26 protein-coding genes and 1 pseudogene are annotated in these 26,191 nt (G+C 73.2%); 12 read left to right on the top strand and 15 right to left on the bottom strand.

Translation table 11 applies throughout. The features are described 5' to 3' along the window. Both ACFWA7_RS24350 and tuf read right to left on the bottom strand, forming a co-directional pair. Positions 1–225 (bottom strand): annotated as a pseudogene (locus ACFWA7_RS24350) (patatin-like phospholipase family protein); the annotation flags it as partial. A gap of 130 nt (positions 226–355) precedes the next feature. After that, positions 356–1,525 carry an elongation factor Tu gene (tuf, locus tag ACFWA7_RS24345; protein ID WP_385825175.1) on the bottom strand — a complete coding sequence of 390 codons (1,170 nt, stop codon included), beginning with the start codon at positions 1,523–1,525 and terminating at the stop codon, positions 356–358. A gap of 785 nt (positions 1,526–2,310) precedes the next feature. On the opposite strand from tuf, the gene ACFWA7_RS24340 reads away from it, so the two are divergent. Together ACFWA7_RS24340 and ACFWA7_RS24335 are read left to right on the top strand one after the other, a co-directional pair. After that, positions 2,311–3,192: a TVP38/TMEM64 family protein gene (locus tag ACFWA7_RS24340; RefSeq protein WP_385825173.1), complete on the top strand. Its 882-nt coding sequence runs from the start codon at positions 2,311–2,313 to the stop codon at positions 3,190–3,192. 120 nt (positions 3,193–3,312) lie between these two features. Beyond that, on the top strand, positions 3,313–4,191 hold the full coding sequence (locus ACFWA7_RS24335) for an undecaprenyl-diphosphate phosphatase (protein WP_385825171.1): 879 nt from the start codon (positions 3,313–3,315) through the stop codon (positions 4,189–4,191). Between the two features lie 22 nt (positions 4,192–4,213). On the opposite strand, the gene ACFWA7_RS24330 is transcribed toward ACFWA7_RS24335, so the two are convergent. Beyond that, entirely contained in the window at positions 4,214–5,011 is a 798-nt protein-coding gene (locus ACFWA7_RS24330) for a crotonase/enoyl-CoA hydratase family protein (protein ID WP_385534813.1), read from the bottom strand. A gap of 109 nt (positions 5,012–5,120) precedes the next feature. On the opposite strand from ACFWA7_RS24330, the gene ACFWA7_RS24325 reads away from it, so the two are divergent. Continuing rightward, on the top strand, positions 5,121–5,606 hold the full coding sequence (locus ACFWA7_RS24325) for a nuclear transport factor 2 family protein (protein WP_385534811.1): 486 nt from the start codon (positions 5,121–5,123) through the stop codon (positions 5,604–5,606). Positions 5,607–5,756: 150 nt separating this feature from the next. Then, the gene (gene lnt, locus ACFWA7_RS24320) at positions 5,757–7,361 is read left to right on the top strand and encodes an apolipoprotein N-acyltransferase (RefSeq protein WP_385825169.1); all 1,605 of its coding nucleotides are present in this window, start codon (positions 5,757–5,759) and stop codon (positions 7,359–7,361) included. Here lnt and ACFWA7_RS24315 read toward each other — a convergent pair. Further along, complete coding sequence (locus ACFWA7_RS24315) at positions 7,285–8,190, bottom strand: Gfo/Idh/MocA family protein (protein WP_385534807.1); 906 nt, start codon at positions 8,188–8,190, stop codon at positions 7,285–7,287. The two genes, lnt and ACFWA7_RS24315, sit on opposite strands and share 77 nt — an antisense overlap. A gap of 149 nt (positions 8,191–8,339) precedes the next feature. Between ACFWA7_RS24315 and ACFWA7_RS24310 the strand changes: the two genes are divergently transcribed. From ACFWA7_RS24310 to ACFWA7_RS24300, 3 genes are all read left to right on the top strand, one after another. Further along, positions 8,340–8,861 carry a DinB family protein gene (locus tag ACFWA7_RS24310; protein ID WP_385825167.1) on the top strand — a complete coding sequence of 174 codons (522 nt, stop codon included), beginning with the start codon at positions 8,340–8,342 and terminating at the stop codon, positions 8,859–8,861. A 109-nt stretch (positions 8,862–8,970) separates the two neighbouring features. Further along, a complete protein-coding gene (locus ACFWA7_RS24305) occupies positions 8,971–9,417 on the top strand; it encodes a hypothetical protein (protein WP_385534803.1) in 447 nt (148 codons plus the stop codon). A 162-nt stretch (positions 9,418–9,579) separates the two neighbouring features. Beyond that, complete coding sequence (locus ACFWA7_RS24300) at positions 9,580–10,053, top strand: hypothetical protein (protein WP_385534801.1); 474 nt, start codon at positions 9,580–9,582, stop codon at positions 10,051–10,053. A gap of 56 nt (positions 10,054–10,109) precedes the next feature. Here ACFWA7_RS24300 and ung read toward each other — a convergent pair whose 3' ends face one another. The 6 genes from ung to ACFWA7_RS24270 form a co-directional block, all read right to left on the bottom strand. Then, a complete protein-coding gene (ung, locus tag ACFWA7_RS24295) occupies positions 10,110–10,793 on the bottom strand; it encodes a uracil-DNA glycosylase (protein WP_385534799.1) in 684 nt (227 codons plus the stop codon). A gap of 109 nt (positions 10,794–10,902) precedes the next feature. Then, positions 10,903–12,438: an ABC transporter substrate-binding protein gene (locus ACFWA7_RS24290; RefSeq protein WP_385534978.1), complete on the bottom strand. Its 1,536-nt coding sequence runs from the start codon at positions 12,436–12,438 to the stop codon at positions 10,903–10,905. Between the two features lie 235 nt (positions 12,439–12,673). Beyond that, positions 12,674–13,441, bottom strand: coding sequence for an SDR family oxidoreductase (locus ACFWA7_RS24285; RefSeq protein ID WP_385825165.1), 768 nt, complete (start codon positions 13,439–13,441; stop codon positions 12,674–12,676). Positions 13,442–13,458: 17 nt separating this feature from the next. Beyond that, entirely contained in the window at positions 13,459–14,220 is a 762-nt protein-coding gene (fabG, locus tag ACFWA7_RS24280) for a 3-oxoacyl-ACP reductase FabG (RefSeq protein ID WP_385534796.1), read from the bottom strand. A 253-nt stretch (positions 14,221–14,473) separates the two neighbouring features. Then, a complete protein-coding gene (locus ACFWA7_RS24275) occupies positions 14,474–14,857 on the bottom strand; it encodes a DUF3037 domain-containing protein (protein WP_067155391.1) in 384 nt (127 codons plus the stop codon). Continuing rightward, on the bottom strand, positions 14,854–15,732 hold the full coding sequence (locus ACFWA7_RS24270; RefSeq protein WP_385825163.1) for a HipA family kinase: 879 nt from the start codon (positions 15,730–15,732) through the stop codon (positions 14,854–14,856). The genes ACFWA7_RS24275 and ACFWA7_RS24270 overlap by 4 nt, the downstream gene beginning before the upstream one ends. Before the next feature lie 64 nt (positions 15,733–15,796). On the opposite strand from ACFWA7_RS24270, the gene ACFWA7_RS24265 reads away from it, so the two are divergent. Continuing rightward, complete coding sequence (locus ACFWA7_RS24265) at positions 15,797–17,890, top strand: prolyl oligopeptidase family serine peptidase (RefSeq protein ID WP_385534792.1); 2,094 nt, start codon at positions 15,797–15,799, stop codon at positions 17,888–17,890. Positions 17,891–17,957: 67 nt separating this feature from the next. After that, entirely contained in the window at positions 17,958–18,446 is a 489-nt protein-coding gene (locus tag ACFWA7_RS24260; RefSeq protein WP_385534790.1) for a Rieske (2Fe-2S) protein, read from the top strand. 19 nt (positions 18,447–18,465) lie between these two features. Here the strand turns inward: ACFWA7_RS24260 and ACFWA7_RS24255 are convergent, their stop codons facing one another. Further along, on the bottom strand, positions 18,466–19,116 hold the full coding sequence (locus tag ACFWA7_RS24255; RefSeq protein WP_385825161.1) for an isochorismatase family protein: 651 nt from the start codon (positions 19,114–19,116) through the stop codon (positions 18,466–18,468). A gap of 141 nt (positions 19,117–19,257) precedes the next feature. Between ACFWA7_RS24255 and ACFWA7_RS24250 the strand changes: the two genes are divergently transcribed. Beyond that, entirely contained in the window at positions 19,258–19,752 is a 495-nt protein-coding gene (locus ACFWA7_RS24250) for a pyridoxamine 5'-phosphate oxidase family protein (RefSeq protein ID WP_385534786.1), read from the top strand. 144 nt (positions 19,753–19,896) lie between these two features. Here the strand turns inward: ACFWA7_RS24250 and ACFWA7_RS24245 are convergent, their stop codons facing one another. Beyond that, positions 19,897–20,802 (bottom strand): LysR family transcriptional regulator, encoded by a 906-nt coding sequence (locus ACFWA7_RS24245; RefSeq protein WP_385825159.1) that lies wholly within the window; start codon positions 20,800–20,802, stop codon positions 19,897–19,899. Positions 20,803–20,876: 74 nt separating this feature from the next. On the opposite strand from ACFWA7_RS24245, the gene ACFWA7_RS24240 reads away from it, so the two are divergent. After that, positions 20,877–21,851, top strand: coding sequence for a DMT family transporter (locus tag ACFWA7_RS24240; RefSeq protein WP_385825157.1), 975 nt, complete (start codon positions 20,877–20,879; stop codon positions 21,849–21,851). 28 nt (positions 21,852–21,879) lie between these two features. On the opposite strand, the gene ACFWA7_RS24235 is transcribed toward ACFWA7_RS24240, so the two are convergent. Then, positions 21,880–23,211 (bottom strand): aminotransferase class I/II-fold pyridoxal phosphate-dependent enzyme, encoded by a 1,332-nt coding sequence (locus ACFWA7_RS24235; RefSeq protein ID WP_385825155.1) that lies wholly within the window; start codon positions 23,209–23,211, stop codon positions 21,880–21,882. 36 nt (positions 23,212–23,247) lie between these two features. Between ACFWA7_RS24235 and ACFWA7_RS24230 the strand changes: the two genes are divergently transcribed. Next, a complete protein-coding gene (locus tag ACFWA7_RS24230; RefSeq protein WP_385534778.1) occupies positions 23,248–23,910 on the top strand; it encodes a pyridoxamine 5'-phosphate oxidase family protein in 663 nt (220 codons plus the stop codon). A gap of 91 nt (positions 23,911–24,001) precedes the next feature. Here ACFWA7_RS24230 and ACFWA7_RS24225 read toward each other — a convergent pair whose 3' ends face one another. Further along, positions 24,002–24,961 carry a DMT family transporter gene (locus ACFWA7_RS24225; protein ID WP_385825152.1) on the bottom strand — a complete coding sequence of 320 codons (960 nt, stop codon included), beginning with the start codon at positions 24,959–24,961 and terminating at the stop codon, positions 24,002–24,004. Positions 24,962–25,122: 161 nt separating this feature from the next. Then, positions 25,123–26,175 carry a DMT family transporter gene (locus ACFWA7_RS24220; RefSeq protein ID WP_385825150.1) on the bottom strand — a complete coding sequence of 351 codons (1,053 nt, stop codon included), beginning with the start codon at positions 26,173–26,175 and terminating at the stop codon, positions 25,123–25,125. Positions 26,176–26,191 lie beyond the last annotated feature (16 nt).

Here is a 26,191-nt window from a genome sequence, read left to right as displayed (position 1 = left end):
CGGGATCCCGCCCTCGCGCCGGGCGCGCACCCCCTCATCCAGCTGCGGCAGCCCGCTCCGCCCCGAGGTGATCTGCGCGGCGACCACCGAGCCCGCCGAGCTGCCGACCACCAGCTCGGCGCCGGTCACGTCGACGCCCGCCTCGGCGAGCCCGTACAGCATGCCGATCTCCCAGCCCACGCCGGTGATTCCGCCCGCGCCGAGCACCAGTGCCGTGTCTCCCATGCCCGAAGCATGGCGGAAGACGCGGGGCCCGCCTCCGCCGGGGGTACCGGAGGAGGCGGGCCCGTTCGGCCGCCGGTCGGAGTTCGGCCGCCGGTCAGAGTTCGGCCGCCGGTCGGAGTTCGGCCGCCGGTCAGAGGAGGCCGGTGACCGTCCCGGCGCCGACCGTGCGTCCGCCCTCGCGGATCGCGAAGCCGAGCCCGGGCTCCAGCGGAGTGTCCCGGCCCAGCGCGACGGTCATGGTGACCGTGTCGCCGGGGCGCGCCACCGCCGCCTCGCCGAGGTCCACGTCCCCGACCACGTCGGCGGTACGGATGTAGAACTGCGGCCGGTAGCCGGTGGCGACCGGGGTGGTCCGCCCGCCCTCGCGCGCCGACAGGACGTACACCTGCGCGGTGAAGCGGCGGCTGGGCGTGACGCTGCCGGGCGCCGCGACCACCTGGCCGCGCCGCACCGCGTCGCGGGGCACCCCCCGCAGCAGCAGCGCCACGTTGTCCCCGGCCTCGGCGGACTCCATCGGCTTGCCGAAGGTCTCCAGACCGGTGACGACCGTGTCCATGTCCGCGCCCAGCACCTCGACGCGATCGCCGACGCGGACCGTGCCGCGCTCGACGGCTCCGGTGACGACCGTTCCGCGGCCGGTGATGGTCAGCACGTTCTCCACCGGCAGCAGGAACGGCGCGTCGGTGTAGCGGACCGGCATCGGCACATAGGTGTCGACCGCGTCGAGCAGCGCCTCGACCGCCGCCGTCCAGCGCGGGTCGCCCTCCAGCGCCTTCAGTCCGGAGACCCGGACGACGGGCACCGAGTCGCCCCCGTACCCGTGCGCCGAGAGCAAGTCGCGGACCTCCAGCTCGACCAGGTCGGTCAGCTCCTCGTCACCCGCGTCGGCCTTGTTGAGCGCGACCACGATGTGGTCGACGCCGACCTGGCGGGCGAGCAGGACGTGCTCGGCGGTCTGCGGCATGATCCCGTCGAGTGCGGAGACGACGAGGATCGCCCCGTCCAGCTGGGCGGCGCCGGTGACCATGTTCTTGACGTAGTCGGCGTGCCCGGGCATGTCGACGTGGGCGTAGTGGCGGGTGTCGGTCTCGTACTCGACGTGCGCGATGTTGATGGTGATGCCCCGCGCGGCCTCCTCCGGCGCCCGGTCGATCCGGTCGAACGGGACGAAAGTACCGGTGCCGCGCGCGGCGAGGACCTTGGTGATGGCGGCGGTCAACGTGGTCTTGCCGTGGTCGACATGACCCATCGTGCCGATGTTGAGATGGGGCTTGGTGCGTACGTATGCCGTCTTGGGCATGGCTGTGTCCCTCGGATGCCGAATGACTCGAAGCTGCGACGGGACCCCTGGATCCGGCCGACCCTCCCCCTGCGGGGTCCGCCGGTCTCTCCGGGAAGGGTCAGCTTCGGGCGCCGCCGAGGGGCGCTGCGTCAGCGGCGATTGCCGCGATGGCGACGATGGCGGCGATTGCCGCTGCGGCGAGGGCAGCCTTCGGCGCGTCCGCGACTGCGGACGGCGCTGCGGGGAAGGCGTGCCGGAACATGCTGCCGATCATGCCCCGGCGCGGGGCGGCCGTCGAATGGTTTTCGGCGGCGGGGAGTCGGGGCGGGGGCTTGGGGGCGGGGGTTTGGCGGGGCGGCGCCGCTGTCGGCACCCGCGTCTGCCGGCGGGGGCACGGCTGCCGGGCCGCCCGCGTCGCGGCGCCATGGCATGCCCGGCGAAAGGGCCGAGCCCGGCGCCGCGTCCACGGCGCGGCCGGCGAGAGGGCCGAGCTCGGCGCGGCATCCACGGCGCGGCGCCATGGCATGCCCGGCGAGAGGGCCGAGCTCGGCGCCGCGTCCACGGCGCGGCGCCATGGCATACCTGGCGAGAGGGCGGAGCCCGGCGCGGCGCCATGGCATACCTGGCGAGAGGGCGGAGCCCGGCGCGGCGCCATGGCGTGCCCGGCGAGAGGGCCGAGCTCGGCGCGGGCGTCCCCGGCGGGGGCTCGTGCGTCTTGGATGTGGGCGCTGTCCGCCCCGCGTACGGCCATAAGGCGACGCCCGTTACGGCGATCACATGCCCCGGTCGGTTACTCTCCCCGGATGCTCGCCGACCTCGACGACCTAGTCGCCCGACCGTCCGCCGGGCTCGCCGTTCGCTGCACCAGGGCGCTGCTCTCGCCCTGGTCGCGGCTGGCCCTCCTGGTGCTGGTGCTCGCGGCGGCCGCCACGACCGTGCTGCTCCTCGAACCGCAGCGGCTGCTCGCCGACGGCTGGCCGCATCGGCTGAGCGGCGGCGCCGCGGTGGTCCTGTTCGGTGTGGCGTACGGCCTGTGCACCGCGGCGTTCGTCCCGCGCCCCCTGCTCAACCTGGCCGCGGGCGCGATCTTCGGGTCGCAGGCGGGCCTGCCGTCCGCGCTCGCCGGGACGGTGCTCGGCGCCGGGATCTCGTTCGGCCTCGGCCGGGCGCTCGGCCAGGACGCGCTCCGGCCGCTGCTGCGGGGCCGCTGGCTCAAGGCGGCGGACGGCCAGCTCAGCCGGCACGGATTCCGGTCGATGATGGCGATCCGGCTCTTCCCCGGTGTGCCGTTCGCGGCGGCCAACTACTGCGCGGCGGTCTCCCGGATGGGCTGGCTGCCGTTCCTGCTCGCGACGGGACTCGGGTCGGTGCCCAACACGGCGGCGTACGTGGTCGCGGGCAGCCGCGCCGCGTCCCCGACCTCGCCGGTGTTCCTGATCGCGATGGGGTTCATCGCGGTGTCGGGCCTGGGCGCGGCCGCGGTGGCGTGGCGCAAGCGGCACCGGTTCAGCGGGCGGGCGGAGACGCCGGAGGCACCCGCCCCGTCCGGGGCGCCCGCCGAGCCGGAGGCGCCCGCCGGGCCGGAGGCACCCGCCGCGTCGTGGGCGCCCGCCGGGCCGGGGGCCCCCACCCCCGCCACCACGCAGGTGCCCGTCGCCCCGCCCGCGCCCGACAGGACCGCATAACTCCCGCTTCATCTCGGGCCTGTACGCTGCCCTCCGACCGGCCGTCGATCACACCATCACACCGGCCGTCGGATCGTCGTGCCCGCAACCGTCTTCAGCACCCGGGATGGCCCACGCCCCATGTCTTGGTTCGAATCGTTCATACTCGGGCTTGTCCAGGGGCTCACGGAGTTCCTGCCGATCTCCTCCAGCGCGCACCTCCGCCTCACCGCGGCCTTCGCCGACTGGCAGGACCCGGGACCGGCGTTCACCGCGATCACGCAGATCGGCACCGAGACGGCTGTCCTCATCTACTTCCGCAAGGACATCGTCCGGATCATCTCGGCGTGGTTCCGCTCGCTCACCGACCGGCAGATGCGCGGCGACCAGGACGCCCGGATGGGCTGGCTGGTCATCGTCGGCTCGATCCCGATCGGTGTGCTCGGCATCGTCCTCAAGGACCAGATCGACACCACCTTCCGCGATCTGCGGGTCATCGCCACCACACTGGTCGTGATGGGCGTCGTCCTCGGCATCGCCGACCGCCGTGCCGCCCGGGACGAGGCGGGTGGCCGCCACCGCGCGGCCACGCAGCGCAAGTCGCTCCAGGACCTGAGCGTCAAGGACGGCCTGGTCTACGGCATGTGCCAGGCCATGGCCCTGATCCCGGGCGTCTCCCGCTCGGGCGCCACCATCAGCGGCGGCCTGCTGATGGGCTATACCCGTGAGTCCGCGGCCCGCTACTCCTTCCTGCTCGCCATCCCGGCGGTACTGGCGTCCGGCGTCTTCGAACTGAAGGACGCGGGCGGCGAAGGCCAGGCCCCGATGGCCGAGACGCTCTTCGCCACGGTGATCGCCTTCGGCGTCGGGTACGTGGTCATCGCGTGGTTCATGAAGTTCATCTCCAGCAAGAGCTTCATGCCCTTCGTGATCTACCGCATCCTGCTCGGCGTCATCCTCTTCTTCCTGGTCGGCGCCGACGTCCTCAGCCCGCACGCGGGGGAGGTCACGGGCGGCTGACCAGGGCCCGGGGAGGCGCGTCTCACTCCCCGAACACCCCATGCCGCCCCGCACCCCCCGCGAACCGGGCCGCCCCTTCCCCCGCCCGCTCCAGCGACCGCACGCCGTGCGCCAGTTCGTTGCGCAGGGCCTCCGGCTCGGGCAGGGGCTCCTGTTCCAGGAGGGAGAGGCGGTCCTCGCGGAGGCAGAGTTGGGGGAACGCCGCGATCTGCGACGCCAGCTTCTCGGCCGCCGCGCGGGCCGTCCCGTTCGGCACCACCCGGTCGGCCAGGCCGATCGCGAGCGCCTCGGCCGCGTCCACCGGGCGGCCGGTCAGGACCAGGTCCATCGCGCGGCCCGCGCCGATCAGCCGGGGCAGCCGTACCGTACCGCCGTCGATCAGCGGGACGCCCCAGCGGCGGCAGAAGACGCCGAAGACCGCGTCCTGTTCGGCCACCCGCAGATCGCACCAGAGCGCCAGCTCCAGGCCGCCCGCCACGGCGTGTCCGGAGATCGCCGCGATCACCGGCTTGGTCAGGCGCATCCGGGTCGGGCCCATCGGGCCGTCGCCGTCCTCGGTCACCGCGTTGCCGTGCTCGGTGCCGATCGCCTTGAGGTCGGCGCCCGCGCAGAACGTGCCGCCCTCGCCCCAGAGCACCGCGACCGCCGCCTCGTCGTCGGCCTCGAAGGCGCGGAAGGCGTCGGCGAGCGCGCGGGCGGTGGGACCGTCCACGGCGTTGCGCGCGTGGGGGCGGGAGAGCACCACGGTCGTGACGGGGCCGCTGCGCTCGCTGCGGACGGAAGCACGGGCGGAGGCGGCGGAATCGCTCGGTGCGGTCATGGCGCCCACCGGTAGCACGCGCCGCCCGACGCCCACAAGAGCGGGGCCGTCCAGGTTGTCGACCGCCGAGGCCCTTGGCCCCCCGCTCCCTCTGCCGGAGACTGTGGCGATGACCCAGCGTGTGGAACTCTCGACCGTGATGGACCGGCTCGCCATCGATGAACTCGTCACGGGCTACGCGGCCGCCGTCGACGACGCCGACTGGTCCGCGTACGGGGAGCTGTTCACCCCTGACGGGCGCGCCGACTACCGCACGGCGGGCGGTGTGGAGGGGCCGGCGGCCGAGGTGGCGGCCTGGCTCGCGGAGACCATGCGGCTCTTCCCGGTCCGCCAGCACCTGATCGTCAACCGGCTGCTCACCCTCCAGGACCTCGGCGGCTACCCGGGCGACCGGGCCCAGGTGCGGGCCGACTACCTCAATCCCATGCGGTTCGGCGCGCAGGACGACGGCGACGGCGGACCGGTGGAGCCCAACTTCGTCTCCGGCGGCCGGTACGCGTTCTCGGTGCTGCGTACCGACGCGGGCTGGCGGCTGCGCGAGGTGACCGTGCACGAGAAGTGGCGGCATGCGTCGGGGGCGCTCGGCACGGGCTGAACGGGGCGTACGGGCGCGCGACGGGGCGGACTCGCCGGGCGGGCGGGCCAGCTGGGCGGCGGCCGCCCCGCTGCCGCACACTGAGGGCGCACACTGGGGACACGCCCGGGCGGAGACCACTGCTCATGGGCGGGGGCGAGGAGGCGTGGCATGCGGGTTCCGGTCGGGCTGCGGCACGGTCTCACGGGGCTGCGGCACCGTCTGACGGTGTCGCGGTGGTGGCGGGGCACGGCGGCGCTGCTCGCCGGGGCGCTCCCGGCGCTGGCGTTCCCGGCGCCGGGCCTGTGGTGGTTCGCGTACGTCGCGCTGGTGCCGTGGCTGCTGCTGATCCGCTCGGCCCGCGACGGGCGGCGGGCCGCGCTCGACGGCTGGCTGGGCGGCACCGGGTTCATGCTCGCGGTGCACCACTGGCTGATGCCGAGCCTGACCGTCTTCATCGTCGTCCTGGCCGCGCTCCTGGGGCTGCTGTGGGCGCCGTGGGGCGTCCTCGTGCGCTCGGCGCTCGGCGGGCCCGGCGCGGGCAGGCCCTCGCCGCAGCGCGCGACCGCTGCGCTCGCCGTGCTGCCCTCGGGCTGGCTGATGGTCGAACTGGTCCGCTCCTGGCAGGGGTTGGGCGGCCCGTGGGGGGTGCTCGGCTCCAGCCAGTGGCAGGTGGTTCCGGCGCTGCGCCTCGCCTCGGTCGGCGGCGTCTGGCTGGTGAGCCTGTTCGTGGTGGCCGCCAACGTCGCGGTGACGTTGCTGCTCGTCTCCCGCCCGGCGCGTACGCCCGTGGTGGCCGCGGTGCTCGCCGGGGCCGTCGCCGCCGGAGCCGTCTGGGCGTGGGCGCCGCGTCCCGAACGGGCGGGCCGGGTGCGGGTCGCCGTCGTCCAGCCGGGCATGTACGAGGGCGCCGACGCCCGCTTCGCCCGCAGCGAGGCCCTGACCCGGGAGCTGGCGGGGCGGGACGTGGACCTGGTGGTGTGGGGCGAGAGCAGCGTCGGCTCCGACCTGACGGCCCGGCCGGACCTCGCGGCCAGGATCGCCTCGCTCTCGCGGGCGGTGGGCGCTGACATCCTGGTGAACGTGGACGCCCGCCGCGCCGACCGGCCGGGGATCTTCAAGAGCTCGGTGCTGGTCGGGCGGGACGGGCCGACGGGCGACCGCTACGACAAGATGCGGCTGGTGCCGTTCGGCGAGTACATCCCGGCCCGCTCGCTGCTCGGCTGGGCCACCTCGGTCGGCAAGGCCGCGGGCGAGGACCGGCGCCGGGGCTCGACGCCGGTGGTGATGACACTGCCGGACGGGCTGCGGATCGGCCCGGTGATCTGCTTCGAGTCGGCGTTCCCGGACATGAGCCGCCATCTGGTGCGCGAGGGCGCCCGGTTGATCGTCGCCCAGTCGTCGACGTCGTCGTTCCAGCACAGCTGGGCGCCCGCCCAGCACGCCTCGCTCGCCGCGCTGCGCGCCGCCGAGACGGGCCGCCCGGCCGTGCACGCCACACTCACCGGGATCAGCGCGGTGTACGGCCCGGACGGCGAGCGGATCGGCCAATGGCTCGGCACCGGGAGCAGCACGGCCGCGGTGTACGACGTGCCGCTCGCCGACGGCACCACCCTCTACGTCCGGTTCGGCGACTGGGCGGTGTACGCGGCGCTGCTGGTCCTCGCCGCCTACTGCGCCTTCACGGGGCGGCGCTCCCTCAGGAGGCCTGCTCCAAAGCCTCCCGTACCACCCGCTCGCACAGCTCGTGCGTCGCAAGAGCGTCCCGTGCACTGACCGGCTTCCCGGCCCGTACGGCGTCGAGGAAGGAGTGCACGGCCTGCTCGATGCCGCGCTGGCGGGCCACCGGCACCCAGTCGCCGCGCCGGCGCACGGTCGGCTGGCCCTTGTGGTCGACGACGTCGGCCAGGTTGAGCACCTGCCGCTTGGTGTCCTGTCCGGAGACCTCCAGGATCTCCTCGGTGGAGCCGTTCATCCGGTTCATCGTGCCGATGGCGGTGAAGCCGTCGCCGGAGAGCTGGAGGACGACGTGCTCCATCAGTCCCTCGCGCACCCGGGCCCGTACGACCGTGTGCTCGACGGGCCCCGGTGCCAGGAAGCGCAGGGTGTCCACGACGTGGATGAAGTCGTCCAGGACCAGCGTGCGCGGGTCCTCGGGGAGCCCGACGCGGTTCTTCTGCATCAGGATGAGCTCGCGCGGGTGCTCGGCGCACTGCGCGTAGCCGGGCGCGAGCCGCCGGTTGAAGCCGACGGCCAGGCTCACACCGCGCTCCTCGGCGAGCTCCACGAGCCGCTGGGAGTCGGCGAGTTCGTAGGCGAGCGGCTTGTCGACGTAGGTCGCCACGCCCGCTTCGAGCAGCCGGGTCACGATCGTCGGGTGCACGGCGGTCGGCGCGTGCACGAAGGCCGCGTCGAGGCCCTGCGCGAGGAGCGCGTCGAGCTCGGTGTGGCGCTGCGCGAGCGGGACGTGATGCGTGTCGGCGACCCGCGCGAGGGTGGCGGGGGTGCGGGTCTGCAGATGCAGCTCCACCCCCGGAAGGGTGGTCAGGACCGGCAGATAGGCCTTCTGCGCGATGTCCCCGAGTCCGATGCAGCCGACCTTCACGAAGTCTCCTGTCGCCGTCCGGCTTCCTGCTCCCGCTTCCTGCTTCCTTGCCTGGTCAGCATACGTGGGACGGAACGGCTGCCCGACGGCCCTGCACAGCGCCCGATAACCCGTGGCGGTGGCGGGGGCGATCCGTGAGGATGGCCGCCATGACGACGACCGAGACGCCCGAACGCCAGGAACCCGCCCTCGACGCCGACGAGCTGTCGATGCTCGTGGGCTGGCTGGAGTACCACCGCGAGACCCTCGCCCTGAAGTGTGCGGGGCTCACCGACGAGCAGCTCAGGACCGCTTCGATGCCGCCCTCCGGGCTCACCCTCATGGGCCTGATGCGGCATATGTCCGAAGTCGAACAGCACTGGTTCAGCAATGTCTTCGGCGGCGAGCAGGGCGCGCCGCACTACTACACCGACGAGGACCCGGACGGCGACTTCCACCCCGGCCCCGAGGACACCTTCGAGGAGGCGCTCGCCACCTGGCGCGGCGAGATCGCCAAGGCCCGCGCCCACGCCGAGGGACACGCCCTCGACGACCTGAGCGTCGGCACCTCGCGCGGCGGACAGCACTTCAACCTGCGCTGGGTCTACACCCACATGATCGAGGAGTACGCGCGCCACAACGGCCACGCCGACCTGCTGCGCGAGGGCGTCGACGGCGCGACCGGCGACTGACCCCGGCGCCGGCGGCGCCGCCCGGCGTCACCCTCCGCCGTCACTCGTGCGGGCCAATCCCGGCCCGCACGCGCCCACAACGGGCCCCGCACCCAGCAGAGTTGAGCGGGTGCACCGAACACGAACCACAGCGAGGCTCCTCGCCGGGGTGGCCGCCCTGGCCGTTTCCGGATGTGTCACCGTCCAGCACGGTCCCGCCCCGGGACCGCCCGCGGTGCCCGAGCGCCCGACGAGCGGGCAGGCCGACCGGAACGTCCGGCCGCAGATCGTCCAGGCCCCCGTCCGCGAGGCACTGGAGGCGGCACTGCCGCCCGCCCCGGCCCCCCGGGCCCCGGCCGCGCCACCCCCTTCCCCCGCCCCGCATCCGCACCCGCGCGCCCACCCGGCGCCGCCGCGCCCGCACCCCGCACCGCGCCCGGCCGTGCCGCGTGTGCCGCACGTGCCGACTCCCGCGCCGATCACCGGGGACGACGTCTGCGACCTGGGCAGGTCGCTGGGCGGCTGGCGTCCGGACAGCCCCGAGGCACGCATCTGCGAGGAGACGTACGGGAAGTAGGGGGCGCCCACGGGAAGTAGAGGGGACATACGGGAAGTAGCGGCGGCCTCCGGCGCGTCCGCGACAGGCCCGGGGGCCGCGCCGGAGCCTGAGCCGGATTGTCAGTGCGGGCGGCTAGCGTCGGGGCGACCGGATGCGTACGCAAGGCTCGCGGAGGCCGCAGTGACGGAGCAGCAGGAGGCGTCGGAGGACGTCGTCATGACCCGGATCGGGCAGGCGCTGATGCTCCTGCACGGCGGCGACCGGGAGGAGGCGCGCAACCGCTTCGGCGTCATCTGGGCGGAGATCGGCGAGCACGGCGACCCGCTGCACCGCTGCACGCTGGCGCACTACATGGCGGACGCGCAGGACGACGCGGGCGACGAACTCGCCTGGGACCTGCGGGCGTTGGCCGCCGCCGACGGGCTCGGCCAGGACCGGCTCGACGCACACCACCCCTCGCTCGCGGTCCGGGCCTTCTACCCCTCGCTGCATCTGAATCTGGCGGCGGACTATGTGAAGCTGCACCGCCCGGACGCCGCCCGTATCCATCTGGACCGGGCACACGCCGCCCTGGACGCGCTCGCGGACGACGCGTACGGGAACGGGGTCCGGGCGGCGCTCGACCGCCTGGAGCTGCGGCTCGACGGCGCCTGAGCGCTCGTGCCGACGGACACCTGCGGGTCCTGTCGGCGCGTGCGCCCCGGGGCGGGTCAGCCCAGGTCGGGGATGCGCCAGTCGATCGGCTCGTGGCCCTGTGCCGCGACCGCCTCGTCGATCTGGGTGAAGGGCCGCGAGCCGAAGAACCGCTTGGCCGACAGCGGCGAGGGGTGGGCGCCCTTCACCACGATGTGCCGCTCCTCGTCGATCAGGGGGAGCTTCTTCTGCGCGTAGTTCCCCCACAGCACGAAGACCGCCGGGTCCGGGCGGGTGGCGACCGCGCGGATCACCGCGTCGGTGAACTTCTCCCAGCCCTTGCCCTTGTGGGAGTTGGCCTCGCCCTCGCGGACGGTCAGCACCGCGTTGAGCAGCAGGACGCCCTGCTCGGCCCACGGCATCAGATAGCCGTTGTCCGGCACCGGGTGGCCGAGCTCCTCCTTCATCTCCTTGTAGATGTTCCGCAGCGACGGCGGCGTCTTTACGCCCGGCCGCACCGAGAAGCACAGCCCGTGGCCCTGGCCCGCGCCGTGGTACGGGTCCTGGCCGAGGACCAGGACCTTCACCTTGTCGTACGGAGTCGCGTCCAGGGCGGCGAAGACCTCCTCGCGCGGCGGATAGACGGGACCCCTCGCCCGCTCCTCCTCGATGAAGTCGGTGAGCTCCTTGAAGTACGGCTTCTGGAGCTCCTCGCCGAGGACGCCGCGCCAGGACTCGGGCAGCATGGCGATGTCGGTCACGTCAACAACCTCCGTGGGACGTTCGGTTCCCGCACCCTGCGGTGCGAGGTACCGAAAAACCTACCGGCCGCCACTGACAACGCCTCCCGCGCCCGTCCCCCCGGGCCTCCTACCAGCTGGTCTTGCGGTGCAGCTCCCACATGCACATGACCGTCTGGGGGTCGATGGCGCGCTCGCCGCCGGCGATCTCGTCGCTGGCCGCGACATAGAGCTTGCCCTGCCACAGCGGCAGCAGGCGCACGTCGTCGGAGAGCACGTCCTGGGCCCGCTCGAACTTCTTGCTGACCGCGCCCCGGTCGGAGACCTCACGGGTCTGCGGGATCAGCTGGTCCTCGATCTCCCTGGGCTCGTACGGGGTGCCGACCGCGTTCTCCTTGCCGACGAAGGGCGCGATGAAGTTGTCCGGGTCCGGGAAGTCGGGGAACCAGCCGCGCCCGAAGACGGGGTAGTCACCGGACTGCATCCCCTGGCTGTACGCCTTCCAGGGGCGGTTCTGCAGCGTCACCTGGAACAGCCCGGAGGCCTCCAGCTGCCGCTTGATCTCGGCGAACTCCAGCGCCGTGGACGAGCCGTACCGGTCGGTCGTGTACCAGAGGGTGAGCGGCACCGGGTCGGTGATCCCGGCCTTGCGCAGGATGTTCCTGGCCTTGGGGACGCTGGGCGCGCCGAAGGTGTCGAAGAAGCTCACCGTGTGCCCGGCCACGCCCTTGGGCACCATCGAGTACAGCGGTTCGGCCGTGCCCTTGTAGACCTTGGCCACCAGCGCGTCCCGGTCGACGAGCTGGGCGACGGCTCTGCGTACGGCCGGATTGGCGGCGAGGGGGTCCTTCGGGTTGAAGACCAGGAAGCGGATCTCCGTGCCGACCGTCTCGACCAGCTGGAGCTGCTTGCCCGCGGCCTTCTCGTTCTGGACGTCCACGACCTCGTCGGCGGTCAGGCCCCGGTAGGTGACGTCGATCTGCTTCTTCTTGAGGGAGTCCACCATGGCGGCGGAGTCCTTGAAGTAGCGGATCGAGACGGCGTCGTTCTTGAGCTGCGCGAACCCGGCGTAGTGGGAGTTCTTCTTCAGCTCGGCCCGGTCGCCCGCCTTGTACGACTCCAGGGTGTACGGGCCGGAGCCGGTGAGCCCGCCGTCGTCCCGCAGCGCGTTCGCCGGGTAGGACTTGGGGTCCACGATGGACATGGCGGGCGCGCCGAGCACGAAGGGGAAGGTCGCGTCCGGCTTGTTCAGATGGAAGGTGACCGTCCGCTCGTCGTCGGCGGTGACCCGGTCCAGGCTGGTGAGCAGGCCCTTGGGGCCCGCCTTCACATTGATCTTCACAATGCGGTCGATGGAGTACTTCACGGCCGCGGCGTCGATCTTGTCGCCGTTGGAGAACGCCAGGCCCTTGCGGAGCGTGCACTGGTAGGTACGGCTGCCGGCGCCCTTGAACTGGCAGCTCTCCGCCGCGTCCGGCTGGGGCGCGTTGCTGCCGGTCGGGAAGGACAGCAACGTCTGGAAGACGTTACGGAACAGTTCCCAGGAGCCGTCCCAGGAAGCGGCCGGATCGAGGGTGCTCGGCTCGCTCACCGTGCCGACCTTGATCGTCTGCTCGGTCTCCGAACCGCTCCCCGAGAGCAGTCCACACCCGCTCAGCAGGGACATCGCCGATATGGACGCAAGGGCCGCGGTGGTGCGCAGGCATATGGTCCGGTTGAACACGTGCACGCTCCTCGTTCCGCCATGAGTCGGCAGACCATACCGCAGCGCCCCGCCCGGTCAACTGAATGACCAGACGGGGCACTTGGGGCATTGAGGGGCAAACCGGGCGACTACCCACCGGTACCAAGATCACCCTACGCGACGCACGCGCGCGTACGCGCGTCGGCGCACCCGCGCGTCAGTGCACGCCCGCGCCGAGGAACAGTCCCCCGTCGACCACCAGCGTCTGCCCGGTCACCCAGGCGGACTGCCCGGAGGTGAGGAACGCGACCGCTCCCCCGATGTCGGAGGGCACCCCGAGGCGCTTGAGGGGGTAGGCCGCGGCGGCCTCCTCCTCGCGGCCCTCGTAGAGCGCCTGGGCGAACTTGGTCTTGACCACCGCCGGGGCGATGGCGTTGACCCGCACGTCCGGCGCGAACTCGTGCGCCAGCTGGAGGGTCAGATTGACCATGGCCGCCTTGCTCATCCCGTACGCGCCGATGAAGGGCGAGGGGGCGAGGCCGGCGACGGACGCGATGTTCACGATCGCGCCGCCGTTCTCCTTCTGCCAGGCCTTCCAGGTCTGCTGGGCGAAGCCGAGCGCGGAGATCACGTTGGTCTCGTACACCTTGCGCGCCACGTTCAGGTCGAGCTCCGCCATCGGGGAGTAGACCGGGTTGGTGCCCGCGTTGTTGACCAGGAAGTCGACCCGGCCGAAGGCCTCCATGGCGCGCTCCACCGCGACGGCCTGATGGGCCTCGTCGTGGGCCTTGCCCGCGACGCCGATGACCCGGTCCGCGCCGAGCCGCTCGACGGCCTCCTTGAGGGCGTCCTCGCCCCGGCCGGTGATGCAGACGCGGTCGCCGCGCGCGACCAGCGCCTCGGCGACGCCGTAGCCGATACCCCGGCTGGCGCCGGTGACCAGGGCGACCCTGCCGGAGAGCTCCGGGAGCTGAATGTCCGTCATGATGTTTTCTCCCGGCTTCAGTTGAGGGGTCCGCCGGCCACGTACAGCACCTGGCCGGAGACGAAGCCCGCGTCGTCGCCGGTGAAGAAGGCGATGGCGTTGGCGATGTCCTCGGGCCTGCCGACGCGCTGCACCGGGATCTGGGTGGCGGCCGCGGCCTGGAAGTCCTCGAAGCCCATGCCGACCCGGGCGGCGGTCTGCGCGGTCATCTCGGTGACGATGAAGCCGGGGGCGACGGCGTTGGCGGTGACGCCGAACTTGCCGAGCTCCTTGGCGAGGGTCTTGGTGAAGCCCTGGAGGCCGGCCTTGACCGCGGAGTAGTTGGCCTGGCCGCGGTTGCCGAGCGCGGAGGACGAGGAGAGCGAGACGATACGGCCCCAGGCGGCGTCCACCATGTGCTTCTGGACGGCCTTGGCCATCAGGAACGCGCCCTTGAGGTGCACGTTCATCACGAGGTCCCAGTCGGACTCGCTCATCTTGAAGAGCAGGTTGTCCCGCAGGACGCCCGCGTTGTTGACGAGGATGGTGGGCGCCCCGAGCTCGGTGGCGACGCGCGCCACGGCGGCCTCCACCTGGGCGCTGTCGGAGACGTCGCAGCCGACGGCGATCGCCCGGCCGCCCGCCGCCGTGATCTTCTCGACGGTGTCCTTGCAGGCCGCTTCGTCGAGGTCGAGTACGGCGACCGCGCGGCCCTCGGCCGCGAGCCGGACGGCGGTGGCGGCGCCAATGCCCCGGGCCGCCCCGGTCACGATGGCTACCCGCTGCTCGGTGGTGGACATGCTGTTCTCCTCGCCCTGGGGATCCGCGGCTCCTCGTCCCTGAGCAACCGCTTAGTAGCTTCAGCAGACGAGACGCTAGAAGCCCGGGCACCCGGTGTCAACGGCCCACGGATCCCCTGGCGAAGGTCACACCCGCGCGGGCCGCCCGTCAGGGCCTGTCCGGCGGATCCGGTCGGCAAGCGGGGGTCTGGCATGCCCATCTGCGGCGAGAGCGCACCCCGGACCGAGGCCGACCGGATCCGCCGGACAGGCTCTAGCGGACCAGCAGGTCGAGCAACCGCTCGGTCTCGGCCGCCGGATCCGCGGTGAGCCCGGTGTGCACCGGCCCGGGCTGCACCACCGTCGAACGCGGCGCGATCAGCCACCGGAACCGGCGGCCGGCGTCGTCGCCCGCCGCCTGCCCGGCCGCCTCGCCGCCGCCGCAGACCCCCTCGACGGCCCGCAGCGCCGCCCGCACCCCGACGACGTCCGCGTGCGGGTCGAGCGCCTTCAGCTTGGCCTCGTCCAGATGCGTACGGGCCGCGACGAACGACTTGGCCCGGCAGTAGACCAGCACTCCGGCGTTGAAGCACTCCCCGCGCTCGACGCGCGGCACCACGCGCAGCAGCGCGTACTCGAAGACATCGCGGTCGCTCACTTGCCGTCCTTCTCGCCGGGCACTGCGGATTCCGCGGGCTCGCTGTCCTTGGTGGGGTGCGGCCAGGGCTTGAGGTGGTCGGTGAGCCAGCCGGGGGCCCGCGACGGAGCGGCCTTGGCCGGCGCGTCCAGCGTGATCCGCTCGTGGATGTCGGCGGCGCGGGCGAGCAGCGGCGCCACGTACGCCCGGCGCAGCGCGTCCGTCGTGTCGAATCCGGGCTCGTCCACCAGCCACTCGTCGGGCACCAGCGCGGTGACCTCGGTCAGCAGTTCCTCGGTCACCAGCGGCGCCAACTCGGCGGCGGCGGAGGCCACATCGGGCCCGAACGGGGCGAGGGCGTGGTCCGAGGCGTTGTAGGGCTTGGCGGCCGAGGCCTGCGCGCCCGGCCAGTTGTGGTGCCAGATCATCGTGGCGCCGTGGTCGATGAGCCAGAGATCGCCGTGCCAGACGAGCATGTTAGGATTCCGCCACGAACGGTCGACGTTGTTGATCAACGCGTCGAACCAGACGACCTTGCCCGCCTCGGCCGAGCTCACTTGGTAGGCGAGCGGGTCGAACCCGATCGACCCGGGCAAGTAGTCCATTCCGAGATTCAGCCCGCCGCTCGCCTTCAGCAGCTCCTGCACCTCCTGGTCCGGCTCCGAGAGCCCGATGACGGGGTCGAGCTGAATGGTGACCAGTTCGGGGACGCGCAGAGCGAGCCGTCTGGCGAGCTCCCCGCAGATCACCTCCGCCACCAGGGTCTTGCGGCCCTGCCCGGCGCCGGTGAACTTCATGACGTACGTACCGAGATCGTCGGCCTCGACGATCCCCGGGAGCGAGCCGCCCTCACGCAAAGGCGTGACATAGCGGGTCGCTGTCACTTCATTGAGCATCTGTCCAGGCTACTGGGACGGATGCGACTGTTCGATCACTCAGACCCCGAAGGGACGCTTCGCCATGCCCACCGAAGAGAACACCGCCCAGGCCCCGGCCACCGAGGACTTCCCCCTCCAGTTCGCGCGCACCAGGCGCTTCTCGCTCGGCGCGCCCCGGAGCCTCACCGTCTCCCCCGACGGCGACCGGGTGCTGTTCGTGCGCACCGCCGACGGGCGTTCCCCGCTCAGCTCGCTGTGGCTGTTCGAGAACGGCCAGGAGCGCGTCCTCGTCGACCCGCTCGCGCTCGGCGAGGAGGACGAGGTGCCGCAGGCGGAGCTGATCCGCCGCGAGCGGGCGCGCGAGACCAGCGGCGGCATCGTCGGGTACGCCACCGACGCGGCCGCCCGCACCGTCGTCTTCGCCCTGTCCGGCGCGCTGTGGCTGGCCGGGACGGACGGGAGCGCGCCGCGCCGGCTCCCGACGGCGGGCCCCGCCGTCGACCCGCGCCTCTCCCCCGACGGCACGCTCGTCTCGTACGTGACGGGGCGCGCCCTGCACGTCGTACGCGCCGACGGCACCGGCGACCGGCAACTGGCCGCGCCGGAGGGCCCGGAGGTGTCCTATGGGCTGTCCGACCACGTGTCGGCCGAGTCCATCGGCCGCGCGCGCAGCTCCTGGTGGTCCCCGGACGGCTCAGCGCTCCTGGTCGTCCGCGTGGACAACTCGCCGGTCCAGCGGTGGTACCTCAGCGACCCCTCGGACCCGGCGAAGGCCCCGCGCGCGCTGGCGTACCCGGCGGCGGGCACGCCCAACGCGGAGGTGTCGCTGGCCGTCGTCCGCGTCGACGGCGAACGGGTCCCGGTGCGGCTGCCCCGGTCGGCGGACCCGGAGTCGCACCCGGCCGGCGTCTGGACCGACCCGGCCTTCGAGTACCTGGTGGAGGGCGGCTGGGACGGGGCGGGCGCGTACGCGACGGTCCAGACCCGGGACCAGCGCACCGCGTACCGCCTCGCCATCGACCCGGCGAGCGGCGCGACCGAGGTGACGTATCGTCACCATGACGACCATTGGCTGGAGTTCACGCCGGGAGCGACGGCGCTCGCCCGTTCCGGGGCCGCCCTCGGGGAGGGGCTTCCCGCCGGTCTGGAAGTGCGCGCGATACTCGGCTCGGCCGGTGACACGGTCTACTTCACGGCGAGCGATGAGCCCACCGAGACCCATGTCTGGGCGTACGCGCCCGAGTCCGGCTTCGCCCGTGTCACCGAGGAGCCCGGGGTGCACACGGCGACCCTCGGCGGCGACACGCTCGTCCTCGAAAGCCGCACCCTGCACCAGCACACCGTCACGGTCCTGTGCCACGGCAAGCCGGCGGGCCGGATCGGCGTGCTGACCGAGCGGCCGGTGGTGACGCCCGGACCGGTGTTCCTGTCGCTGGGCGAGCGCGGGCTGCGCACCGCGCTCTATCTGCCCTCCTGGCACCGCGAGGGCGCGGCCGGGCTGCCGGTCGTCGTCCACTCGTACGGCGGCCCCGGCACCCAGACCGTCGTACGGGCCAACGGCTGGCACCACGCGGTGAACCAGTGGTTCGCCGAGCAGGGGTTCGCGGTCCTGTCCGTCGACGGGCGCGGCACTCCGGGGCGCGGCGAGGCATGGCGCACGTCCATCCACGGCGACCAGCTCACCCCGGTCCTGGAGGACCAGGCCGACGCGGTGCGGGCGGCCGCCGAGCGGTACCCCGACCTGGACTTGGGCCGGGTGGGCATCCGGGGCTGGTCGTTCGGCGGGTATCTGGCGGCGGCAGCCGTGCTGCACCGGCCCGATGTGTTCCACGCGGCCGTGGCGGGCGCGGCCCCGACCGATCTCACGCTCTACGACACCCACTGGAAGGAGCGGTATCTCGGCCACCCGGACGTGCAGCCGGAGAACTACGAGCGCTGTTCGCTGGTCGCGCACGCCCACAAGCTGACCCGGCCGCTGATGCTCGTCCAGGGGATGGCGGACGACAATGTGGTGCCCGCACACATGCTGCGGTTCTCACAGGCGCTGGTCGCGGCGGGCAAGCTGCACAGCGTGGTTCCGCTGGTGGGCGAGAGCCACTTGGTCACCAAGGAAGGTGTGGCCGACACCCTGCTGTGGCTCAATCTCGACTTCCTGAAGAAATCCTTGAATGTCTGAACAAGCGGCAGCGCCCGGCCGTATCCCTTCACGCAGCCCCGTGTAGCAAGGTGAAGGGAAAGCCAGTATGAGCACCCAAGCTCTTCCGTCCGGGCCGGGCCCGGCCCGCCGTACCGTCGTCGCGGCGGTCGGCGGCGTCGGGCTCGCGGCCACGCTCGCCGCCTGCGGCGACTCGGACAAGTCCGGCGACGCCGCCAAGTCCTCCGGTGACGGGGGTACGGGAGGAACGGGCGGCAGCGCCGGAGGGGGCGACGCCGGGTCGGCCGGCGGCGGGGTGCTGGCGAAGACCGCCGACATCCCGAAGGGCGGCGGCAAGGTCTTCCCCGACCAGGGCGTGGTGGTGACCCAGCCGACGGCGGGCACCTTCAAGGCGTTCTCGGCCACCTGCACCCACCAGGGCTGCACGGTGAAGGACGTCGTCGGCGGCACCATCAACTGTCCTTGCCACGGCAGCAAGTTCGACCCGGCGACCGGCAGCGTCATGGGCGGCCCGGCGCCGCGGCCGCTCCCCGCGAAGGCGATCAAGGTGGAGGGGGACTCGATCAAGCTGGCGTGACAGGCGGCCGTTCAGGCGGTCACGCCCGTACGACCCGACGCGGCCGTTTCCAGCAGGCCACGATGGTGTCGGTGGTCGCGATGGTGGCGACCAGGGCCAGCGTGTTGCGGATCATCGCGGGGGTGTACTCGGCGGGCACCCCCGCGATGGCATCCGCGGGCACCACGGCGGTGTAGCCGAGGTTGACGGCGTCGAACACGGCGTTCGGAATGGCCACGTTCGCCGAGACACCGCTGACGATCAGGGTGCGGCAGCCGAGGTTGCGCAGCAGCGGGTCGACGTCCGTCCCCGCGATCGGCGATAGGCCGTGCAGCCTGCGGACCACGAGGTCCTCGTCCGCCACGTCGATGCCCTCGGCGATCCGTACCGCCGTGGTGCCGGAGTACTGCTGTACGGGCAGGCGTTCGGCGGCCCGGAAGAGTCGGGCGTTGCGGTTCGCGCCGCGCCCGTCCGGCCGCCGCTCGGCCACCGCGTGCAGGACCTGGACGCCGGTCTCATGCGCGGCGGCGACGAGCCGGGCGACGTTGTGAAGGGCGCCCGACGACCGCGCCGCCTTGGCGAGTTCGGGCAGCGCGCTGTCGGGCCCGACGACTCCCTGCTGGCACTCCACGGTCATCAGCACCGTGGAGGCGGGGTCCAGTTGCTCGGCCAGTTGTTCGTTCGTCGCCATGGCGCGGGAGGCTAATGGGCATTGCGCGAGGGGGGAAGGGCGCGCCATGATTTCTGACACCCAGTCAGTTCACCGGTGTCAGTTCACGGGTGCCGGCTCGTGGAGTCAGCTCGTGGAATCAGCTCGCGGGAGGAACCGCCGATGACCGCAACCCAGCGCCGGGGCCGCCGGATCATGATGACGGACGCCGAACGGGACGCGTTCCTCGCGGAACAGCGCACCTGCCGGGTCGCCACGGTCGCCCCCGACGGCCACCCGCACGTCGGCGCGCTCTGGTACGTCTGGGACGGGAGCGCGCTGTGGCTGTACTCGATCACCCGCAGCCTGCGCTGGTCGCAGCTGCTCAAGGACCCCAGGATCGCGGTGGTGGTGGACGCGGGAGAGTCGTACGGGGAGCTGCGCGGCGTAGAGCTGCGGGGCACCGCGGTCCCGGTCGGCGAGACACCCCGCACGGGCGAGCCGTGCGCCGAACTGGACGGCCCGGAGCGGCAGTTCGCGAGCAAGAACTTCGGCCTGAAGGAGATGATCCACGACGGCCGCCACGGGTGGCTGCGCCTGACACCGGAGACGATCGTGTCGTGGGACTTCAGAAAGATGAACAACCTCAGCGACAAATCCAGCCCCTCCGGCGTTTGAGGAGCGGGGGCCCGGGAGCAGAGCCCCCGGCAACGGCGCCCAACCCCCACCAGGCCGCCCGCCCAGGGATTTCGGGAAGGGGCGGGGCGGGGAACAAGCCCGCCGCGGGCGCCCCCACCCGCACCCCACCCCCGCCCACCCCCCTCACCCAGCCAAACCAACCCCCGCCGAAACCAACGCCTCCACCGCCGCCCGGATGGATGGCCGCCGGTCCGCATCCGCCCGCCACACCGCGTACACATGCCGCCGCATCGCATCCCGCACCGGCACCACCCGTACCCCCTCGGGCACCGGCCCCCGCCCGAGCCGGGGCGCGACGCACACGCCCAACCCGGCCTCCACGAGGGCGAGCTGCGTGGCATGCTCACGCGCCACGTGCCCGATGCGCGGCTCGACCCCCTTGCCCCGCAGCGTGAACATCAGCCACTCGTTGCAGAACTCGCCCTCGGGCCAGGTGACCCACTCGTCCGAGGCGAACTCCTCCAGGTCCACGGCCTCGCGCCCGGCGAGCCGGTGCCCCACCGGCATCGCCACATCCGCCAGGTCGTCGAGGAGCGACCGCTTCGCCAGCCCGTCGGGCAGCGGCAGCGGTTTGTTGTACCAGTCGAGGACGACCGCCAGGTCGAGGTCGCCGAGCAGCACGCCCCGCACCGAGTCCTCCGCCTCCAACTCGTCGGAGCGGACGGCCAGTTGGGGGTGGTCGGTGCGCAGTGCGGCGAGCGCCGCCGGGAACAGGCCGCGCGCGGCGGTGGCGAAGCCCGCGATCCGCAGCTCGCCCACGACCCGGCCGCGCTGGGCCTCCAGATCGGCCTGGGCGACCTGGACCTGGGAGAGGATCCGCGCGGCGTGCTCGGCGAGCAGCCGGCCCGCGTCGGTGAGCCGCACGCCGCGCCCGTTCTTGGCGAGCAGCGGCTGCCCGGCCTCCCGTTCCAGCTTCGCGAGCTGCTGGGACACGGCCGAGGTCGTGACGTGCAGATTGTCGGCGGCGCCGCCCACCGAGCCGTGGCGGGCCACCGCGTCGAGGGTCCGCAGGCGCTCCAAGTTCAACATGTAAGCGATGCTAACCGAACTACTCCACCTTTTCTCGCTTGTGCTACGAGGTTGAACAAGCGAGGCTTGCCGCCATGAGCACCGTCACCCCGCCCCGGTCCCTGTCGAGACCCTCCTCGTTCCTCTCCACCCACCGCCCGGCCCTCGACTGGCGGGTCCGGTTCGCGGCGCTCTCGCTGGTCTGGGGGTTCAGCTTTCTCCTGATCAAGGTGGGCACGGACGGCTACGCCCCGTTCCAGGTCACCTTCGGGCGGCTCTTCTTCGGTACGGCGGTGCTCGCCGTCGCGATGGCCGTCAAGCGGGAGCGGCTGCCGCGCGGCGCCCGCACCTGGCTCCATCTGGCGGTGGCCGCACTGCTCCTGAACGCGCTGCCGTTCTCGCTCTTCGCCTACTCCGAGCTGACGATCCCCTCGACCCTCGCCGGGATCTGCAACGCGACCTCGCCGCTGTGGGGCATGGCGCTTTCGCTGGTGGCGCTCTCCGAGGACCGGCCGACCCGGCGCCGCGTGGCGGGCCTCGGCCTCGGCTTCCTCGGGGTGCTCACGGTCCTGGGCGCCTGGCAGGGCTTCCACGGCCTGGATCTGACGGGCACCGCGATGGCCCTGCTCGCCTCGCTCTGCTACCCGGTCGGCTGGATCTACGTCCGCCGTACGCTCGCGGGCAGCGGCCACTCGAACCTGTCGCTGATCGGCTCCCAGCTGGGCCTGGCGACCGTTCAACTCACCCTGGTCACCCCTGTGTTCGCAGGCTTCCCGACCTCGTTCCCGGTCGTCCCGCTGCTCGCCGTCGCCGCGCTCGGCGCCCTCGGCACCGGCTTCGCGGTGCTCGTCCAGTACGGCCTGGTCAACGAGGTGGGCCCGACGACCGCGCAGATGGTCACGTACTTCATCCCGGTCATCGCCACCGCCGCCGGGGTGCTGGTCCTCGGCGAGAGCCTGAGCTGGAACACCCCGGTCGGCGCGGCGATCGTCCTCGCGGGCGCGGCCCTGACACAGAGCCGCCCGAGGGCGTCCCGGCAGCCCACCCCGGCGCCCGCCGACCAGCCGTAGCGCCCAGCCCGAGCTCCCGGCCGTACCGCTAGTCGTACCGCCGTCCCGGCGCCGGCACCGTGGCCGCCGCCACCGCGTCGGCGGCGGGGCCGATGTCGGCCGGGGCGAGCGTGGAGACGGTGAGGCGGATGCCCGGCGGAGCCGCCATCCGGAAGCGCGCGCCCGGCGCCACCGCCCATCCGGCATGCAGCAGCCGCGCGACCGCCGCCGTCTCGTCGGGCACCGCCACCCACACGCTGAACCCGCTCCGGCCGTGCGCCGCGACGCCCCGCGAGCGCAGTGCGCGCACCAGGGTGTCGCGGCGCTCCCCGTAGGAGCGGGCCACGGCCGCCGGGTCGAGGACGTCCGAGGTCCACAGGTGCACGACGGTCCGCTGGAGCAGCCGGCTGACCCAGCCGGGGCCGAGCCGCTGGCGCCCGCGCACCCGGTCGAGGGTCACCGCGTCCCCGGTGAGCATGGCGAGCCGCAGGTCGGGGCCGTACGCCTTGGCCACCGACCGTACGAACGCCCAGTGTTCGGTGGTCCGTGAGAGCGGGGAGAGCGGGACATCCACCATGCCGTGGCCGTGGTCGTCCTCGATCAGCAGGACCGAGGGATGCGCGGACAGCACCTCGCGCAGCGCGCGGGCGCGAGGCGCGCTCACGGCCGCGCCGGTCGGGTTCTGCGCGCGGCAGGTGACGACCAGCGCCCTGGCGCCCGCGGCGAGCGCGCTCTCGACCGCCCCGGGCAGCGGCCCCTCGTCGTCGAGCGCCACCGGCACCGGCCGCAGCCCGAGCGCCGGGACGAGGTCGAGCAGCGCGCCCCAGCCCGGGTCCTCGATGGCGACGGCGTCGCCGGGCCGCAGATGCGCGGCGAGCACCCGCTCGATCGCGTCGAGCGAGCCGGAGAGGACACCGACCGGGCCCGGCGGCACCCCGTCGGCGTCCAGGGCCGCGCGGGCCAGCCGCGCCAGCTCCGGGTCCACCGGTTCCTGCCCGTAGAGCGTGGGCCGCCCGGCGTGGTCGCGGGCGGCGGCCGCGAGCGCGTCGCCGAGCGGCGGCAGCAGGGCGGGGTCGGGGTTGCCGTCGGAGATGTCGCGCACGCCGACGGGCACGTCGATGCGCTGGGCGTCGCGGGCGGTGCTGGCGGGGCGCGGGCGGACCCGGCTGCCCCTGCGGCCGCCGGTCTCGATGACGCCCCGGTCCCGCAGGATCCGGTAGGCGGCCGCGACCGTATTGGGATTCACTCCGAGCTCGGTCGCCAACTCCCGCAGCGGCGGCAGAAGTTGCCCCGGCTCCAGCTCCCCGGCGCCCACCGCGCGCTCCACGTCGGCGGCGATCTCCGATGCGCGGCGCCCCACAATCCGATACTCTCCTAGCACAAACATGACTATGCACTAGTGCAATGGAGAACGCAAATGTCCGACACCGCCGCCTACGAGCCCACCGAGCGCACTGTGCCGACCCGCTCGCGCGAGCGGGCGTCGTACGCCCGCGAGCTGGTGCACGGGATACTGGACGAGGGATACGTCTGCCACCTCGGCTTCGTCCGCGACGGCGCCCCGGTCGTGCTGCCGACGCTGTACGGCCGGATCGGCGAGCGGCTGTACGTGCACGGCTCGACGGGTTCGCGGCCGCTGCGCATGACCGGCAAGGCAGACCCGGGGCTCGCGGTCTGCCTCACCGTCACACACGTCGACGGCCTGGTGCTGGCCCGCTCGGCCTTCCACCACTCGATCAACTACCGCTCGGTCGTGGTGCACGGCATCGCGTACGAGGTCACCGACCCCGAGGAGCGGCGCACCGCCCTGGACGCGATGGTCGACCAGGTGGTGCCCGGCCGTTCCTGCGACTCGCGGCAGGCCAACGCCAAGGAACTCGCCGCGACCGCGGTGATCCGGCTCGATCTCGACGAGGTGTCGGCGAAGGTGCGCACCGGCGGCCCCAACGACGAGCCCGAGGACAGCGCCCTGCCGCACTGGACCGGCGTGCTCCCGGTCATCCGGGGGTACGGGACGCCGGTCCCGGCCGACGACCTGGACCCGTCGGTGCGGCTGCCGGAGTACCTCGCGGCGCTGTGAGCGGCGGCGCGGCGCACCTGGAACGCCGGACGGGCGCGGGGAGATCCAGCCCGTCCGGCGTTTGAGGACGAGTCAGGCCGAAGGCCGACGATCAGGGGGTGACCACCGCGCCCCGGGCCCGCGCGGCGAGCCGCGCCTCGGCCCCGGCAAGCCCGACCACCGCGACCAGCAGCAACGACGTCCCCGCGACCGTGGCCGCGCTCAGCCGCTCACCCAGTACCGCCACCGCGAGCAGCGCCGCGCTCACCGGCTCCAGGAGCATGATCACGGAGACGGTGGTGGACCGGACGACGGCCGCGCCCGCGAAGTAGAGCGCGTACGCCAGCGCCGTGGGCACCGCGGCCACGTACAGCAGCAGCACGCCTACCCGCACCGGCTCGACGGTGTGCGGCACCATTCCCTCCGCGCCCGCCAGCGGCAGCAGCAGGACCGAGGCCACGGCGAACGCCCAGGCCGTGGTGGTGGAGGGGTCGGCGGCCGCGCCGTCCCGGCCGAGCCGGCGGGTGAGCAGCGTGATCCCCGCGTACCCGGCCGCCGAAAGCAGCGCGAGCAGCACCCCGGCGGGGCGGACGGCGCCGCCGCCGTTGCCGAGGACCAGGACCGCGAGCCCGGCGAGCGCCCCGGTCACGGCGGTCAGCCCGGCGCCGCCGATCCGCTCGCCCATGGTGAGCCGGGCGCCGATGGCGATGAGCACGGGGCCCGCGCCGAGGGTGACCACGGTCGCCACGGCAAGGCCGGTGGAGGCGACGGCGGCGAAGTAGGCGCTCTGGAAGACCGCGAGGCCCACGCCGTTGCCGAGGATCCGCGGCAGCCGCGCGGCGAGCGGCTCGGCGGGCCTGGGCACCGGGCGCCGCCGCAGTGCACGTACGCCGAGCAGCAGGACGAGCCCGCCGACGCACCGCCAGAAGGAGAGGGCGAGCGGGCCGAGGTCGCTGGCGTCGAAGACCAGCGCGGCCGCGCCGCCCGCGGTGCCCCAGGCGACACCGGCGAAGACGAGATAGAGCAGGCCGCGCCCGACGGGCAGGCCGGAGGAAGAGGAAGCGTTCGACACGTACGTACTCCGAAGAGGAAGACGGGAAAGGTCGCATGCCTGGAGTACGCGGGCAGCGACGAGCCGCTCGGGGACTGCCCGAGCCCGGTCTTCGTCTGGGGTGCGGCCGCCCGCGTTACGCGGCGGGAGGCGGCAGAACGGTCGAATGCATGATCGTCACCCTACGGGGCGGCCCGGCCGGCCGACAACCCGCCCTCGGGCGCGGGCGTCTCCTGCGTGGACGCCTCCTGCACAGGCGTCTCCTGAACGGGCGTCTCCTGGACCGGCAGCGGATGCCCTTCCCCGCCCGCCACGGGCCCGGAGGGTTCCTTCGGCGCCGAGGACTGCGCGATGAAGGCGCCGACCAGGACCACCGCGCCACCCGCGATCTGCGGCGCGGAGAGGTGCTCGCCGAGCAGCACCCAGGCCAGGACGGTCGCGATGACCGCCTCCAGACAGGCGACCACACCGGCCACCTGCGGCGACAGCTTGCGCACCGAGATCACCCCGGTGACGTACGCGATCACGGTCGCGATCAGCACGATCCAGCCGAGCAGCAGGGCCGCGGGCACATCCGTGCCGTTCATGTCGGCGCTGCCGCCGAGCACCGACCAGTCCATCCCCCAGGGGCGGGCGACGAGCGTGAGCAGGACGGAGCCGATGAGCAGGCCGTACGCGATGACGCCGATGGGGTCGGGTGCGTCGTCGGCGTTGCCGCCCTGGTCGGACAGGACGAAGTAGCCGACCTGGCAGCAGGCGGCGCCGAGGGCGAGCACCAGACCGACGAGGTCGAAGCTCAGCCCCGACCAGATCTCGACGACGGAGGCGAGGCCGCCGACGGCGAGCGCCACGCCGATGGCCGCCGCCCGGGTCACGGGCCTGCGCTGGACGAACCTGACCCAGCCGAGGACGAGCGCGGGCGCCAGATATTCGACGAGCAGGGCGACGCCGACGGGGATACGGGATATCGCCGCGAAGTAGCAGGCCTGGACACCGGCGACGGCGAGCAGGCCGAACCCGGCGAGCAGCGCGGGCCGGCGCACCAGCAGGCTCCGGTGGCGCCAGGCGACGGGCAGCATGACGAGCGCGGCGCCCGTCACCCGCAGCCACACCACGTGCAGCGGGTCAAGGCCCGCCTCGATCAGCGGCTTGGCCGCGACACCCGATCCACCGAATGAGAACGCCGAGGCCAGGGCCAGTCCCAGGCCGACGTTTCTCCCCTGAGACGCCTGCATCGGCACATCATGACAG

The sequence above is a fragment of the Streptomyces sp. NPDC059994 genome (assembly GCF_042737755.1).
GTDB lineage: Bacteria > Actinomycetota > Actinomycetes > Streptomycetales > Streptomycetaceae > Streptomyces.
This window is presented reverse-complemented; position numbering and strand designations above follow the sequence as displayed.

Bases quoted from the DNA above. Each gene is read 5' to 3' on its own strand.
- tuf (WP_385825175.1), bottom strand. From the start codon at position 1,525: ATGCCCAAGACGGCATACGTACGCACCAAGCCCCATCTCAACATCGGC.
- ACFWA7_RS24340 (WP_385825173.1), top strand. From the start codon at position 2,311: ATGCTCGCCGACCTCGACGACCTAGTCGCCCGACCGTCCGCCGGGCTC.
- ACFWA7_RS24335 (WP_385825171.1), top strand. From the start codon at position 3,313: ATGTCTTGGTTCGAATCGTTCATACTCGGGCTTGTCCAGGGGCTCACG.
- ACFWA7_RS24330 (WP_385534813.1), bottom strand. From the start codon at position 5,011: ATGACCGCACCGAGCGATTCCGCCGCCTCCGCCCGTGCTTCCGTCCGC.
- ACFWA7_RS24325 (WP_385534811.1), top strand. From the start codon at position 5,121: ATGACCCAGCGTGTGGAACTCTCGACCGTGATGGACCGGCTCGCCATC.
- lnt (WP_385825169.1), top strand. From the start codon at position 5,757: ATGCGGGTTCCGGTCGGGCTGCGGCACGGTCTCACGGGGCTGCGGCAC.
- ACFWA7_RS24310 (WP_385825167.1), top strand. From the start codon at position 8,340: ATGACGACGACCGAGACGCCCGAACGCCAGGAACCCGCCCTCGACGCC.
- ACFWA7_RS24290 (WP_385534978.1), bottom strand. From the start codon at position 12,438: ATGTCCCTGCTGAGCGGGTGTGGACTGCTCTCGGGGAGCGGTTCGGAG.
- ACFWA7_RS24285 (WP_385825165.1), bottom strand. From the start codon at position 13,441: ATGACGGACATTCAGCTCCCGGAGCTCTCCGGCAGGGTCGCCCTGGTC.
- fabG (WP_385534796.1), bottom strand. From the start codon at position 14,220: ATGTCCACCACCGAGCAGCGGGTAGCCATCGTGACCGGGGCGGCCCGG.
- ACFWA7_RS24270 (WP_385825163.1), bottom strand. From the start codon at position 15,732: ATGCTCAATGAAGTGACAGCGACCCGCTATGTCACGCCTTTGCGTGAG.
- ACFWA7_RS24265 (WP_385534792.1), top strand. From the start codon at position 15,797: ATGCCCACCGAAGAGAACACCGCCCAGGCCCCGGCCACCGAGGACTTC.
- ACFWA7_RS24260 (WP_385534790.1), top strand. From the start codon at position 17,958: ATGAGCACCCAAGCTCTTCCGTCCGGGCCGGGCCCGGCCCGCCGTACC.
- ACFWA7_RS24255 (WP_385825161.1), bottom strand. From the start codon at position 19,116: ATGGCGACGAACGAACAACTGGCCGAGCAACTGGACCCCGCCTCCACG.
- ACFWA7_RS24250 (WP_385534786.1), top strand. From the start codon at position 19,258: ATGACCGCAACCCAGCGCCGGGGCCGCCGGATCATGATGACGGACGCC.
- ACFWA7_RS24245 (WP_385825159.1), bottom strand. From the start codon at position 20,802: ATGTTGAACTTGGAGCGCCTGCGGACCCTCGACGCGGTGGCCCGCCAC.
- ACFWA7_RS24240 (WP_385825157.1), top strand. From the start codon at position 20,877: ATGAGCACCGTCACCCCGCCCCGGTCCCTGTCGAGACCCTCCTCGTTC.
- ACFWA7_RS24230 (WP_385534778.1), top strand. From the start codon at position 23,248: ATGTCCGACACCGCCGCCTACGAGCCCACCGAGCGCACTGTGCCGACC.
- ACFWA7_RS24220 (WP_385825150.1), bottom strand. From the start codon at position 26,175: ATGCAGGCGTCTCAGGGGAGAAACGTCGGCCTGGGACTGGCCCTGGCC.